The organism is Rhodanobacter sp. ANJX3, from assembly GCF_014200755.1.
GTDB lineage: Bacteria > Pseudomonadota > Gammaproteobacteria > Xanthomonadales > Rhodanobacteraceae > Rhodanobacter.
In genome coordinates this window covers 346,558-359,590 of sequence record NZ_JACHCM010000002.1, presented here as the reverse complement: position 1 = coordinate 359,590, position 13,033 = coordinate 346,558, and the positions used below count along the sequence as shown (strand labels likewise).

The following is a 13,033-nucleotide window of genomic DNA, read 5'->3' as shown; positions in this document are numbered from 1 at the left end:
GCAGCCAACAGGTTGTTCACGACCTGACATAAGCCAGGCTTTACACTAGACAGCTATACAGAGGGAGTTCGTCGTCGCGTGAAGCCACAGGGCCCTAAGCCAACAGACGCGCAGCCACAAGACGTGCAGGAAAAGGTCGAGCCGGCGTTGAGCGCCGAGCAGGTGCTGGCGCCGCCGAGCCAGCGCATGGTGCTGTTGCGCCGGCTGGCCGGACCGCTGTTCTCCGTGGCCATGCTGTGCCTCGCACTGTGGGCACTGCATCTGCTCGCCAAAGAGGTGGATTACCACCAGGTACGCAAGTACGTGAACCGGCTGTCGCGCGGGCGGCTGCTGCTGGCGGCGCTGTTCACGGCGCTGGGCTATGGCGTGATGACGCTGTACGACCGCTACGCGCTAGTGTCCATCGGCCGCAAGCTGTCGTGGCGCCGCGTCACCCTGATCTCCTTCATCAGCTACGCCTTCAGCAATGCGGTGGGCATGGCGCTGCTGGTGTCCGGCTCGATCCGCTACCGGTTTTACATACAGAACGGGTTGACCACCGCCGAGGTGGGCCGAATCGTGCTTTTCTGCACCACCAGCTTCTGGCTCGGCCTGCTGGCGCTCACCGGCGTGACCCTGTTGTGCATCCCGCTGCCGCTAGATTTTCAGCTGGCCCCGCTGCGCGTGATGGCGCAGTTGCGTATTCCCATTGCGCTGGCGCTGACCGCGGTGCCGCTGCTGTGGCTGGCCGGCGGTTTGCTGCGTCGGCCGCTGCGCATTTTCAATCTGCGCATCAATATGCCGTCGGTCGCGACAGGCTTTCGGCAGATTTTGATCGGCGCGTTCGACTGGGGTCTAGCCGCGGCGGTGCTCTACATTCTCATGCCGGACCAGCTCAACAACGGTTTCGGGCACTTTCTGGCGATCTTCGTGATTGCGCAGATCGCCGGCCTGGTCAGCCACGTGCCCGGCGGCCTGGGCGTGTTCGAGGCGATCATGCTGGCCGGCTTCGGCGCCACCGGCAATGAGGCGCTCGCCGCGCCGATCCTCGGCGCGCTGGTGGTGTTCCGGGTCATTTACTACCTGCTACCGCTGTGCGGCGCCATCGTGATGGTGCTGCAGCGCGAGGCGCGCGGCATCCGGCAAAAATCGCTGCTGTCGCCGTGGTTCACCGGACTATTGCCATCGTTCTTTGCGGGGCTGACCCTGGTCTCCGGCGCGGTGCTCCTGTTCTCCGGCGCCACGCGCGCGTTGCCGAACCGCATGGAGCTGCTGCGCGAGGTGCTGCCGCTGTCGGTACTGGAAGTGTCGCATCTGCTCGCCAGCGTCATTGGCATGCTGCTGCTGATTCTGGCGCGCGGGCTGCAGCGCCGGCTCGACGCCGCCTACGTGCTGACCCTGATTCTGCTGGTGGCCGGCGCGATCTTCTCGCTGCTCAAAGGCATTGATTACGAAGAGGCGACCCTGCTCACGCTGCTGGCGATGGCGCTGGCACCGGCGCATCGTCTTTTTTACCGGCGCGCCTCGCTGTTCAGCACCACCTTTTCACAGGGCTGGATTCTGGCCATTCTGGCGATTCTCATCTGTGCGGCATGGCTGGTGACATTCAGCTTCAAGCACGTCGATTACAGCAATAGCCTGTGGTGGGAATTCAGCTTCCACGAGGGTGGCGCGCCGCGCGCGCTGCGTGCACTGGTGGCCGCGGCGGCAGCCGGCATGCTGTTTGCCGTCGCCAGCCTGATCAAGCCGTTGAAGCTGCATCGCGAGCCGCCGACCGAGGCCGAGCTGGCGCAGGCGCTGCCGCTGATCAAGCAGTTTCCATCGGCCCAGGCGCATCTGGCGCTGATGGGCGACAAGACCCTGCTGTTCGATGCCGCTCACACGGCTTTCGTGATGTACGACATCGAGGGCCGCAGCTGGGTCACCATGGGCGATCCGGTCGGGGCCGACGACGACACTCGCCGCGAGCTGGTCTGGGCGTTTCTCGAACAGTGCGAGCGCGGCGGCGGCTGGCCGGTGTTCTATCAGGTCAGTCCGGCGGATCTGGACCTGTATCTCGAAGTAGGCATGAACCTGCTGAAGATCGGTGAAGAGGCGCGCGTGCGTCTGGATGGCTTCAATCTGGACGGCAAGTCCAAGAAAGTGCTGCGCAATACGGTCAACAAGCTGGGGCGCGAAGGACTGCGCCTGGAAATCATTCCGGCCGAATCGGTCGCTCCGCTGCTGCCGCAGATCAAGCAGGTGTCCGATGCCTGGTTGGGCGACAAGCGCGGGCGCGAGAAGCGCTTCTCGCTGGGCGCTTTCGATCCGCGTTATCTGGTGCGTACGCCGATGGCGCTGGTCTGGCAGAACGACAAACTGGTGGCGTTCGCCAACCTGTTTCTCACCGACACGCACGAAGAAGCCTCGGTGGATCTGATGCGCTTTCTGCCCGACGGTCCGCCCGGCATCATGGATTATCTGTTCGTGGAACTGATGCAGTGGGCCAAGGCCCAGGGCTATCGCTGGTTCAACCTCGGCATGGCGCCGCTGGCCGGTTTGCAGAACCGGCGGCAGGCGCCGCTGTGGAACCGCTTCGGCGCCCTGGTATTCGGCCGTGGCGAGCGCTTCTACAATTTCCGCGGGCTGCAGCGTTACAAGGACAAGTTCGATCCGGAATGGGAGCCGCGCTATATGGCGGTGCCAGGCGGCATCGCCTTGCCCATGATTCTGACCAACGTCGCCAGCCTGATCGCTGGCGGCCTCACAGGCGTGGTACGTCGATGAAAGGCCGGCCGATGAAACACAAGAAGCTCGTGGCGCTGGCCATCGTGGTCGTAGTGGTGGCGGTCGTGCTGCTGATCTGGCGACCGTTCGCCCGCGTCAGCCTCGAGAGCGTCACCGTGCCGATGCAGGTGAGCAGCTTCAGCTCGCCGCCGCCGGCCGGCAAAAGCGATGTGATGGCGATCATCTATTCCGGCGACGGTGGCTGGGCCGACCTGGATCGTCGCCTCGGCATCGCGTTCATCGACCGCGGCATTCCGGTACTCGGCGTCAACACCTTCAAGTACTACTGGCGCAACCGGACGGCCGACGAATCGGCCGCCGAGCTCGATGCGTTGATGACCAAATACACCACCGCGTGGAACAAGCCGCGCATCTGGCTGATCGGCTATTCCTTCGGCGCCGACCTGCTGCCCACCCTGGTCGGTAAACTCAGCCCGGCGAACCGGGCGCGCATCACCCAGCTGGTGCTGCTGGCACCGAGCAAGGAGCTCAATTTCGAGATCGAGCTCGAGGGTTACATGATCAAGCAGGGCTGGTTTCAGGACCACTTCAAGTCGTTGATGGAAAGCATCAACCCGATCAAGGAATACGATGCCATGCCGCCGCTGCAGGCGCTCGACAACAAGCCGCCGGTGGTCTGCTACTACGGCCTGGACGATGCCGACGACACCGTATGCACCGAGCCCAACGTGCCCAAGTGGATCGTCATGCATCCGAAGAAGGGCGACCATCACTTCGACGGCGGCTACCAGCCGCTGGCCAAGCAGATGCTTGACGAACTGCCGGCGTCATCGGCGTCTGCTGCAGCTAGCCATTAACTTGACGCAGTGTTCGGAGTTGCCGCCGGGCGTCGCTCAATTCTCCGGCCGTTCCTCTGCTCTGCGTCGCGTGGCCGAGATGGCCCGCGCGACCACCAGGGCGAGAAACGCGCTGACCACCAGCGAGAGTTCCAGACCGTAAGCCCACCACTGGCGTGACAGCGCCAGCGATACCGGCATGTGTTCGGACAGCGGTATAAGCACATAGATCGTGAGCACGATGCCTGCAAGGTAAAACAGCGCCGATCGCGCGGTGGGCACAACGAACGAGCAATACGCGGCCAGCAGCGCACCAAAGGTGATCACGCCCGCGCCCAAACCATAGACGACGAGGGCGTCCCATAAAAACAGCCCGATCTCGAATGCTGCGCGCGAACGCAAGCCGAGAAAAATTCCGCGCGGAGCCGAAAACGCTGCCGTGTAGGCGAGCGTGTGAACTACCACAAGCCCAACCGCGACGCCGAGCAAACCGCAAAACAGGGAGTGGCGGCGCAGTGTTTTCGGCATGGCGAGTGTGTCCACGAACAAGGTGGCGTGGCGCTTATTGGATACCAGCCGCTGCGGCCGCGAAAGCGCCGCTGTTGACGCAGGTTCAGCCCCTCATTTCGATGACCGGCCCGATAGCCAAGTACAATGGCATCTCGTTTTACTGCCAAGAAATCCTGTGACGGCTGCCGGTGTGTTCGCAGCGCCGCCCGATGCGGCGCTGGATGCGTTGTTCTTTCCTTTCGAGTCGGCCCAACTTCGCCTGCCGGCGGACGGTCGCGTGCTTTTTTTGAACGCGCGTGCCGGCGTGCGGCTGCGCGAGATGGCGTCGAAAAGCTGGCTCTGCCAGCAGAGCTTTATGCCGTTTGCGGACGAACTGGCGCGCAACGGCTTTGCCGTTGGTGAGCCCGCGCAGGGCGAGCAATTTGACCTGGTCATGGTGTTACCGCCACGCCAGCGCGACGAATCGCGCGCGCTGTTCGCGCGCGCTTTGCAGCATCTCGCGCCTGGCGGCAAGCTGTTGGCGAGCATGCCCAATACGGAAGGCGCCAAGTCAGGCGAAGCCGATCTGTCCAAGCTGGCCGGCGCCGTGCAGCACGTTTCCAAGCACAAATGCCGGGTCTTCTGGAGCACGCCCGCGAGCGCCGATATCGATCAGCCGCTGCGAGACGAATGGCAGGCCCTGGATGCACCGCGCGAGATGATGGACGGCTATATCAGTCGGCCCGGATTGTTCGCCTGGAATCGCGTCGATCGCGCCTCGGCACTGCTGGCGTCGCATTTGCCTGCCAGCCTGCACGGTCGCGTGGCCGATCTCGGCGCGGGCTACGGCTATCTCGCAACGCAGCTGATCGCGCGCTGTCACGGGGTGACGGCGCTGGATCTGTACGAGGCCGAGGCACGTGCGCTGGAGCCGGCGCGGATCAATCTGGATCGCGCCTGTCGCGCCAGCGGGCATGCCCCGGAAGTAGCCGTCCACTGGCATGACGTTACGCGCGGTCTGCGGCAGACCTACGATGCGATCGTCAGCAATCCGCCGTTTCATCAAGGTCGCGCCGATCTGCCGGCGCTGGGTCAGGCGTTCATTACCAGCGCGGCGGATGCGCTGCAGCCGGACGGCTGTTTGTGGCTGGTGGCCAATCGCCACCTGCCGTACGAGGGGCTGCTGACCCGACGTTTTCGCGAGATGCGCGTCGTGGTACTGGAAGAGGGTTTCAAGGTGATCGAAGCAAGCGGAGTGCGGCAATGAAACGGGTCAAGCCATGAAGTTAGTCAAACTGATCGCCAATCTGGGCTACGGCAGCCGCAAGGACGTCGCGCAGATGTTTCGCGCCGGGCGCATCACCGACCTCGCGGGCGAGGTGCTGTACGCCGACGACGTCGTGCCGCATGAAACCATCCGCATCGACGATGAGCCGATCGATCCGCCGGTGGGTTTGGTGCTGATGATGAACAAGCCGCTCGGCGTGACCTGCTCGCGCAAGGATCCGGGGCGGGTGGTCTACGATCTGCTGCCGCCGCGCTACAACGTGCGCACGCCGTCGCTGTCCAGCGTCGGTCGACTCGATCGCGATACCACTGGACTGCTGCTGTTTACCGACGACGGTGCGCTGCTGCATCGGATCATTTCGCCCAAGGCCCAGGTAGCCAAGGTGTATGAGGCGACGCTGGCGCAGGATCTGCGCGGCGACGAAGGCGAGCTGTTCGCCAGCGGCACGATGATGCTGGAGTCGGAGAAAGAGCCGCTGGCGCCTGCTTCGTTGGAAGTGCTCGGGCCGCGCCACGCGCGTCTGACCGTGACCGAAGGCCGCTATCACCAGGTGCGTCGGATGTTTGCCGCGGCCGGCAACCACGTCGAAACCCTGCAGCGCGTTTCAGTGGGTGGACTCACGTTGGGCGACTTGCCGCTGGGCGAATGGCGTGCCATCGATGCGGCAGAAGCTGCAAGGATTTTCGATCCCGCGTGATTAGCGGCGGCGGTCTAATGCCTTTAGATCAGATTGACGAGGGTCGGCACGGGCTCGCCGTACCACTTCAGCCGCTCATCCTGACAGCTGGGGCTGCCCATCGCGTACTTGCGACAGATCGACGGACGTTCGTCGTAGATCGTGCAGCGCGAGGTGTTGGGATCCACCGCGGCACACCAGCCGTCGTCACCTTTGGCCAGCGTTTCCATGCCGTGCAGATCGCGATCGATCAGCCATTCGGGCACGTGATCCTCGGGCATCAATACCACCGTGAGGCGGCAGCAGATGGCTTCACAGGATGTGCAGCGGATGCTGGGATCGATGCTTTCCGCGTAGGGTTTGGCGAGGCTGTTCACGCGTCAGCATGACAGCATCGCTCGCAGCGCATATGAACCGAGGCGTTTCAGCGCGCCGCCATCAGCTGTTGTTATCGCGCCACAGTGCCTGCCAGCCCTCGTTCCCCAGGCGCTGCAAGGTGTCCATGTTGCGCCGGTAGATGGCGTCGGTATCGGTCATCGCTTCCATCGCGCGCTCCACGCTGGCTTCGCGCAGCAGGTGCAGCGTGGGGTAGGGCGAGCGGTTGCTGAAATTCTCGATATCGTCCGGATCACTGTCGGCGAATTGATAATGCGGATGAAAACTGGCGACCTGCAGCTCGCCCTCCAGCCCCAGCGTTTCCACCGCGGCATCGGCGCTGTCGAGAAAATCGTTGTAGTCGAGAAAGTCGCCCAGCACGTGCGGATGGATCAGCAGCGTGGTTTCGCACTCGCTGGCGTCGATCGCATGAAGGCTCTGCAGCTCGCCGAGCAGATCGTCCAGCAGCGCGTCGGTGTCGCGCGCGTGGCTGACCACGTAACGGATCTTTTGCTGCACCATCGGCGCGCGTGCGAACGGACACAGGTTGAGGCCGACCACGGCACGCTCGACCCAGCGACGCGTGGCGTCGATATAAGGTTCGTCGCCAGGCTGCAGATCGGCGGTGATGAAAGGACTGACGGAGTCGTTCATAGCGTGCGGCGGTAACAGAGAAAGCGCGACTATAGCCGCTGCACCGGTCGACATCATTGGCGATCGGCCGACGCATCCCCATATCGTTTGTTCGACCATTCAGGCGCGCGCCGTATGCATCAACCGACCTTCGATAATGCGTTCGTCCGCGAGCTGCCCGGCGATGCGGTGCTGGGCTCGCGCCGTCGGCAGGTGGAGGGCGCCGCGTATTCGCGCATCGATCCGTCGCCGGTGAGCGCGCCGCGGCTGCTGGCGTATTCGCGCGAGATGGCGGCGACGCTCGGTTTCAGTGAAGAGGATGTGCTCGATCCGCCATTCGCCCAGGTTTTCGGCGGCAACGCCTTGTTGACCGGCATGGAACCCTACGCCGCCAACTACGGCGGCCATCAGTTCGGCAACTGGGCCGGCCAGCTGGGTGACGGCCGGGCGATCTCGCTGGGCGAAACCGTCAATACCCGTGGCGAGCGCTGGGAACTGCAGCTGAAGGGCGCCGGCCTGACGCCGTATTCGCGCGGTGCGGACGGCCGCGCGGTGCTGCGTTCGTCGGTGCGCGAGTTTCTGTGCAGCGAGGCCATGCATCATCTCGGCGTGCCGACCACGCGCGCGCTGAGTCTGGTCGATACCGGCGAGCATGTGGTGCGCGACATGTTCTACGACGGCAATCCCGCGCCCGAGCGCGGGGCCATCGTCTGCCGCGTGGCGCCGTCGTTCATCCGCTTCGGCAACTTCGAACTGCCGGCCTCGCGCGGCGATATCGCGTTGCTCAAGCAGCTGGTCGATTTCACCATCTGGCGCGATTTTCCGGAGCTGGAAGGCGAGGGCGAAGCGCTCTATGCCGAATGGTTTGCGACCGTATGCGAGCGCACCGCGCAGATGGTGGCGCAGTGGATGCGGGTGGGCTTTGTGCACGGGGTGATGAACACCGACAACATGTCGATTCTCGGTCTCACCATCGACTACGGCCCGTATGGCTGGGTCGACAATTTCGATGCCGACTGGACGCCCAATACCACCGACGCGCAGCGCCGCCGTTACCGCTTCGGCCAGCAGCCCAACGTGGCGTGGTGGAATCTGAGCCGGCTGGCCGGTGCGCTGGCGCCGCTGTTTGCCAGCACCGATCCGCTGCAGGCCGGACTCGATCGCTATGCCACGGCGTTCGGCCTGGCCGATCGCGCCACCATCGCGGCCAAACTGGGTCTGGCCGAATGCCGCGACGACGACGTGACGCTGATTCAGTCGCTGCAGTCGCTGCTGCAGCAGGCCGAAGTCGACATGACACTGTGGTTCCGCGCGCTGGCCGATCTCGACCTTGCGGCTCCCAGCCTCGCGCCGTTCGACGACGCGTTCTATGACGAGGCGAAAAAACAGCAGGTGACGCCGGACTTCAACGCGTGGCTGGCGCGCTACACCGCACGGCTGGCCAACGACCCGCAGTCGACCGAGCAGCGTCGTGCCTGCATGAACGCGGCCAACCCGCGCTACGTGCTGCGCAATTACCTCGCGCAGCAGGCGATCGATCGGGCCGAGCAAGGCGACAATAGCGGCATCGACGAACTGCTGGATGTCATGCGCCATCCTTACGACGAACAGCCGGAGCGGGAGCATTACGCACAGAAGCGTCCCGACTGGGCAAGGCAGAAAGCCGGTTGCTCGATGCTGTCGTGCAGCTCCTGAGCCCACGCCCGAGCGACGCTTTGTCTGCTACGAAAACGCAAAAAGCAGGCAATGCCGGCTTTTTGCTTGAATGAGTGGTGCCCTCGAGACGATTCGAACGTCCGACCTGTCCCTTAGGAGGGGACCGCTCTATCCAACTGAGCTACGAGGGCAGCGGCGGGATTTTCGCATGGATCTTCCGACGGTGCGATCCGAGCCACGCGCACCTACCTGGTCCGCCCATTCTGGCGGCCGTCTCCCGGCCGATAAACAAGGCGCCTGCTAGAATGGCGGGCTAGGTCCTTTCAATTCACGGCGCCGCAAGGTGCCAAGCCCGTATCAGGAGTTACCCATGCCCCACGCCATCCTCACCGCGCTCGGCCTTTCCGACGCGCAGTCCGGCACGTATCTCGGTCAGGGCGAGTGGTCGAAGACCACCGACGCCGGCACGCTGCAGCCGGTCAACCCGGCGACCGGTGAAGTGATTGCCAGCGTGCATGCGTCCAGCGCCGCGGATTATGCGACGATCGTCGAGCGTGCCCAGGCAGCGTTCAAGGTCTGGCGCACCACGCCGGCGCCACAGCGTGGCGAAGCGGTGCGGCTGTGCGGCGAAGCACTGCGCAAGCACAAGGATGCGCTCGGTTCGCTGGTTGCGTTCGAGATGGGCAAGATCAAGCCCGAGGGCGATGGCGAAGTGCAGGAGATGATCGACATCGCCGACTTCGCCGTGGGCCAGAGCCGCATGATGTATGGCGCCACCATGCATTCGGAGCGCCCGGGTCACCGCATGTACGACCAGTACCATCCGCTGGGCCTGGTCGGCATCATCAGCGCGTTCAATTTCCCGGTCGCGGTCTGGGCGTGGAACGCCATGCTGGCCACCATCGCCGGCGATATCTGCATCTGGAAGCCGTCGCCGAAGACGCCGCTGTCGGCGATCGCCACGATCAAGATCTGCAACGAGGCGCTGAAGGCCGGCGGATTCCCGGACCTGTTCTTCCTGTTCAACGACGCCGGCACCGAGCTGTCGCAGGCGTTTGTCGACGACAAGCGCATCCCGCTGATCAGCTTCACCGGCTCGACCAAGGTCGGCCGCATGGTCGGCGAGCGCGTGGCGCACCGCATGGGCCGCTCGCTGCTGGAGCTGGGCGGCAACAACGCGATCATCCTGGACGAAACCGCCGACCTGAAGCTGGCCATCCCCGGCATCGTGTTCGGCGCGGTCGGCACCGCCGGCCAGCGCTGCACCACCACGCGCCGGCTGTTCGTGCATCACTCGATCCATGACAGCGTGGTCGAGACCCTGGTCAAGGCCTACGGCCAGGTCGAAGGCAAGATCGGCGATCCCACGCTCGCCACTACGCTGATGGGCCCACTCAACAGCCCCGAGGCGGTGCAGGGCTATCTGGCCGCTGTGGAAAAGGCCAAGGCAGCTGGCGGCAAGGTGCTGACCGGCGGCAGGGCGCTGACCGAGCGCAAGGGCAACTTCGTGCTGCCGACGATCGTCACGGGCTTGAAAAATTCGGACGAGGTGGTCCAGACCGAAACTTTCGCACCGATTCTCTACGTGATGCCGTTCACCACGCTGGACGAGGCCATCGACATGCAGAACGACGTGCCGCAGGGCCTGTCCTCGTCGATATTCACCAACAACCTGCGCGCGGCCGAGCAGTTCCTTTCGGCGGCAGGTTCGGATTGCGGTATCGCCAACGTCAACATCGGCACCTCCGGTGCGGAGATCGGCGGTGCGTTCGGTGGCGAAAAGGAAACCGGCGGTGGCCGCGAATCCGGCTCGGACGCCTGGAAGGTCTATATGCGCCGACAGACCAATACCATCAACTACTCCGACTCGCTGCCGCTGGCGCAAGGCATCAAGTTCGATCTGTAATCGTTCGAGCTTTTATGGCGCCGACGAAAGGCGGATGATGCGTCACCGCCTTTCGATCGCGAAGGCTTTGTTCCCACCCTGCACGCGTGAGCGAACCGATGAGCTATCAACCGGCGTACCCATCCGCCCGCACGACCAGCACCATGGCCATCGTCAGCCTGGTCTTCGGCATTCTCTCCTGGCTATTGCTGCCCTTCATCGGAGCGATTGTGGCCGTGGTCTGCGGCCATCTGGCGCGCAGCGAAATACGTCGTGCGCCGGTGGATACGGTGCTGGAGGGCGACGGCATGGCCGTCGCCGGACTGGTGCTCGGCTATCTGCACCTGACTTTTGTCGTGATCTGCCTCGTCGTGCTGTTTGGCGTGCTGTTTTTCAGCATCGGCACGTTCTGGCACTGATTCGGCAGAAGCGACCGATTTGCCTTCACGGCTGCTTGTCCGGATTTCATGCGTCAAGAGAAGCTTTTGTTACTTTGCTTTTCAGCTATGGCACTATGATCTGCGACAATTCAAGCTGCCTTGGTTCTAAGTTCGTCAGCTAATGTCTAGATACTCCAGAATAAGGAAATTTTCGGATGACATCGCAAACTATCGATCAGCCGTCGTTGTCTAGCACCAGCGCATACGCCGTCGTCAGCCTGATCTTTGGAATATTGACTTGGGTAGCGCTACCTTTGGCCGGTGCGCTGGTTGCCATTGTTTGCGGACGATTAGCAATGAGGGAAATCAGCAGGGCGGCGCCAGGTGAAATCGCGGGAGCCAGCCTTGCCAAAATCGGTATGTTATTAGCCCGCGTGCAGGTTGTACTTTGCGTGTGTTATGTCGCTGCTCACATGATCATGCAATTGATGTTTCGGCATCATTGAATATCCGCGGCACTACGTATCAGTGAATCGTTTCCACACGCCTTTTGATTTTCGTAGCTACCGCATCGTCGTCGCCGGCGGCAGTCGCGGTATCGGGCGCAGCATGGCGCTGGCGTTTGCGCAATCGGGCGCCGCGGTTTCGATCTGCGCACGCGGTGAACTCGCGCTGGAAGACACCCGTGTAGCGATGGCGGCATTCGGCGGGGTGACGCATGCGCAATCGTGCGATCTTGCCAGGCTCGATGAGATAGACGGCTATATTGCCAACGCGGCGACGGCTTTGGGTGGCGTCGACGTGCTCATCAACAACGGCACCGGTTTCGGTTTTGCCGATGACGAAGAGAGCTGGATGTCGGGCATCCATGTCGATCTTCTGGCGGCCGTTCGTGCGTCTCGCGCGGCGCTGCCGTTTCTCACGGCATCGAAGCGAGCGAGCATTCTGCACACCACGTCGATCGCCGCGCTGCGCCCGCGCGGCAGCGGTGCGCCGTATGCGGCGGTCAAGGCGGCGCTGACGCACTACGCCGGATCGCAGGCGTTGGCCCTCGCGAAAGACGGCATACGCGTCAACGCCATCGCGCCGGGTTCGATAGAATTTGCCGACGGCCTGTGGGAGCAGCGCAGCAAGGACGCTCCCGACGTCTATCGCGCCACGCTGGCGAAGATTCCATTCGGGCGCTTTGGCAAGCCCGAAGAGGTGGCGCACGCCGCGCTGTTTCTGGCATCGCCGTACGCGGGCTGGATCACCGGGCATACCCTGGTAGTCGACGGCGGACAGATGCTCAATGGCTGAGTATCTGGATAGAGATCCAACCATAGGCAGGCCCGAATAACATGACGCCGCTGCAATCCACCTCGCGCTTCAGCGATCGCGTCGACGACTACGTGCGCTATCGCCCCGACTATCCGGCGGCACTGCTTGAATGGCTGCAGCGCGAGTGCGGTGTCACGACTGATTGGCTGGTGGCGGATGTCGGCGCCGGCACCGGCATTTCGTCGAAGATGCTGCTCGACGCCGGCTATCGGGTGATCGCGGTGGAGCCGAATGCGCCGATGCGCGCGGCGGCTGAAACGTGGCTGGGTGGCGATGCCAACTTCAGCGCGGTCGATGGCCGCGCCGACGCCATCGGCCTGGACGATGCCAGCGTCGATCTGGTCACCGTGGCACAGGCCTTTCACTGGTTCGATGAAGAAACGACGCGGCGCGAGTTTGCACGCATTCTCAAGCCCGGCGGCCTGGCGGCGATCTGGTGGAACTCGCGCCGGCTCACCGGTACGCCGTTTCTGGAAGGCTACGAAGCGCTGCTGCAGAACTACGGTACCGATTACACCAGCGTCGCCGAACGCTACGCCGACGACGTGCGGATGCGCGCGTGGTTCGGCGCGGGGTATGTCGGCAGCGGGCGTTTTCCGCACAGCCAGAAGCTGGATTTCGAGGCGCTGCGCGGGCGGCTGATGTCGTCCTCCTATGCGCCCAAAGAAGGCCATCCCAAACATGCGCCGATGCTGAAAGCGCTGCGCGAGCTGTTCGAGGCCTGCGCCGAGCGCGGCACGATAAGCTTCGATTACGACACCCGCGTCTTTGCGGGTCATCTGGCCTGAC

13 protein-coding genes and 1 tRNA gene are annotated in these 13,033 nt (G+C 63.5%); 10 read left to right on the top strand and 4 right to left on the bottom strand.

Annotated elements, in window-relative coordinates; genetic code table 11:
- Positions 1-78: 78 nt before the first annotated feature.
- Both mprF and HDE76_RS06360 read left to right on the top strand, forming a co-directional pair.
- Entirely contained in the window at positions 79-2,745 is a 2,667-nt protein-coding gene (gene mprF, locus HDE76_RS06365) for a bifunctional lysylphosphatidylglycerol flippase/synthetase MprF (protein WP_343205669.1), read from the top strand.
- Between the two features lie 11 nt (positions 2,746-2,756).
- On the top strand, positions 2,757-3,563 hold the full coding sequence (locus tag HDE76_RS06360; RefSeq protein WP_184506097.1) for an AcvB/VirJ family lysyl-phosphatidylglycerol hydrolase: 807 nt from the start codon (positions 2,757-2,759) through the stop codon (positions 3,561-3,563).
- Between the two features lie 36 nt (positions 3,564-3,599).
- On the opposite strand, the gene HDE76_RS06355 is transcribed toward HDE76_RS06360, so the two are convergent.
- A complete protein-coding gene (locus HDE76_RS06355; protein ID WP_179480011.1) occupies positions 3,600-4,070 on the bottom strand; it encodes a hypothetical protein in 471 nt (156 codons plus the stop codon).
- 157 nt (positions 4,071-4,227) lie between these two features.
- On the opposite strand from HDE76_RS06355, the gene HDE76_RS06350 reads away from it, so the two are divergent.
- Entirely contained in the window at positions 4,228-5,298 is a 1,071-nt protein-coding gene (locus HDE76_RS06350) for a class I SAM-dependent methyltransferase (protein ID WP_343205668.1), read from the top strand.
- A gap of 13 nt (positions 5,299-5,311) precedes the next feature.
- On the top strand, positions 5,312-6,016 hold the full coding sequence (locus HDE76_RS06345; protein WP_179480015.1) for a 16S rRNA pseudouridine(516) synthase: 705 nt from the start codon (positions 5,312-5,314) through the stop codon (positions 6,014-6,016).
- A 23-nt stretch (positions 6,017-6,039) separates the two neighbouring features.
- On the opposite strand, the gene HDE76_RS06340 is transcribed toward HDE76_RS06345, so the two are convergent.
- Both HDE76_RS06340 and HDE76_RS06335 read right to left on the bottom strand, forming a co-directional pair.
- On the bottom strand, positions 6,040-6,372 hold the full coding sequence (locus tag HDE76_RS06340) for a YkgJ family cysteine cluster protein (RefSeq protein ID WP_179480017.1): 333 nt from the start codon (positions 6,370-6,372) through the stop codon (positions 6,040-6,042).
- A 61-nt stretch (positions 6,373-6,433) separates the two neighbouring features.
- Positions 6,434-7,024, bottom strand: coding sequence for a DUF1415 domain-containing protein (locus HDE76_RS06335; protein WP_179480019.1), 591 nt, complete (start codon positions 7,022-7,024; stop codon positions 6,434-6,436).
- Between the two features lie 114 nt (positions 7,025-7,138).
- Here HDE76_RS06335 and HDE76_RS06330 point away from each other — a divergent pair, with 114 nt between their 5' ends.
- On the top strand, positions 7,139-8,698 hold the full coding sequence (locus HDE76_RS06330) for a YdiU family protein (protein ID WP_184506095.1): 1,560 nt from the start codon (positions 7,139-7,141) through the stop codon (positions 8,696-8,698).
- 75 nt (positions 8,699-8,773) lie between these two features.
- Here the strand turns inward: HDE76_RS06330 and HDE76_RS06325 are convergent.
- Positions 8,774-8,850, bottom strand: a tRNA-Arg gene (locus HDE76_RS06325).
- Between the two features lie 179 nt (positions 8,851-9,029).
- On the opposite strand from HDE76_RS06325, the gene HDE76_RS06320 reads away from it, so the two are divergent.
- The 5 genes from HDE76_RS06320 (at position 9,030) to HDE76_RS06300 (ending at position 13,032) form a co-directional block, all read left to right on the top strand.
- Entirely contained in the window at positions 9,030-10,565 is a 1,536-nt protein-coding gene (locus HDE76_RS06320) for an aldehyde dehydrogenase family protein (protein ID WP_179480023.1), read from the top strand.
- Positions 10,566-10,663: 98 nt separating this feature from the next.
- Complete coding sequence (locus HDE76_RS06315) at positions 10,664-10,963, top strand: DUF4190 domain-containing protein (protein ID WP_179480025.1); 300 nt, start codon at positions 10,664-10,666, stop codon at positions 10,961-10,963.
- Positions 10,964-11,139: 176 nt separating this feature from the next.
- Positions 11,140-11,430: a DUF4190 domain-containing protein gene (locus HDE76_RS06310; RefSeq protein WP_179480026.1), complete on the top strand. Its 291-nt coding sequence runs from the start codon at positions 11,140-11,142 to the stop codon at positions 11,428-11,430.
- 22 nt (positions 11,431-11,452) lie between these two features.
- A complete protein-coding gene (locus tag HDE76_RS06305; RefSeq protein WP_343205667.1) occupies positions 11,453-12,223 on the top strand; it encodes an SDR family oxidoreductase in 771 nt (256 codons plus the stop codon).
- Between the two features lie 41 nt (positions 12,224-12,264).
- Positions 12,265-13,032: a class I SAM-dependent methyltransferase gene (locus HDE76_RS06300; protein ID WP_184506093.1), complete on the top strand. Its 768-nt coding sequence runs from the start codon at positions 12,265-12,267 to the stop codon at positions 13,030-13,032.
- The last annotated feature ends 1 nt before the right edge of the window (position 13,033 follow it).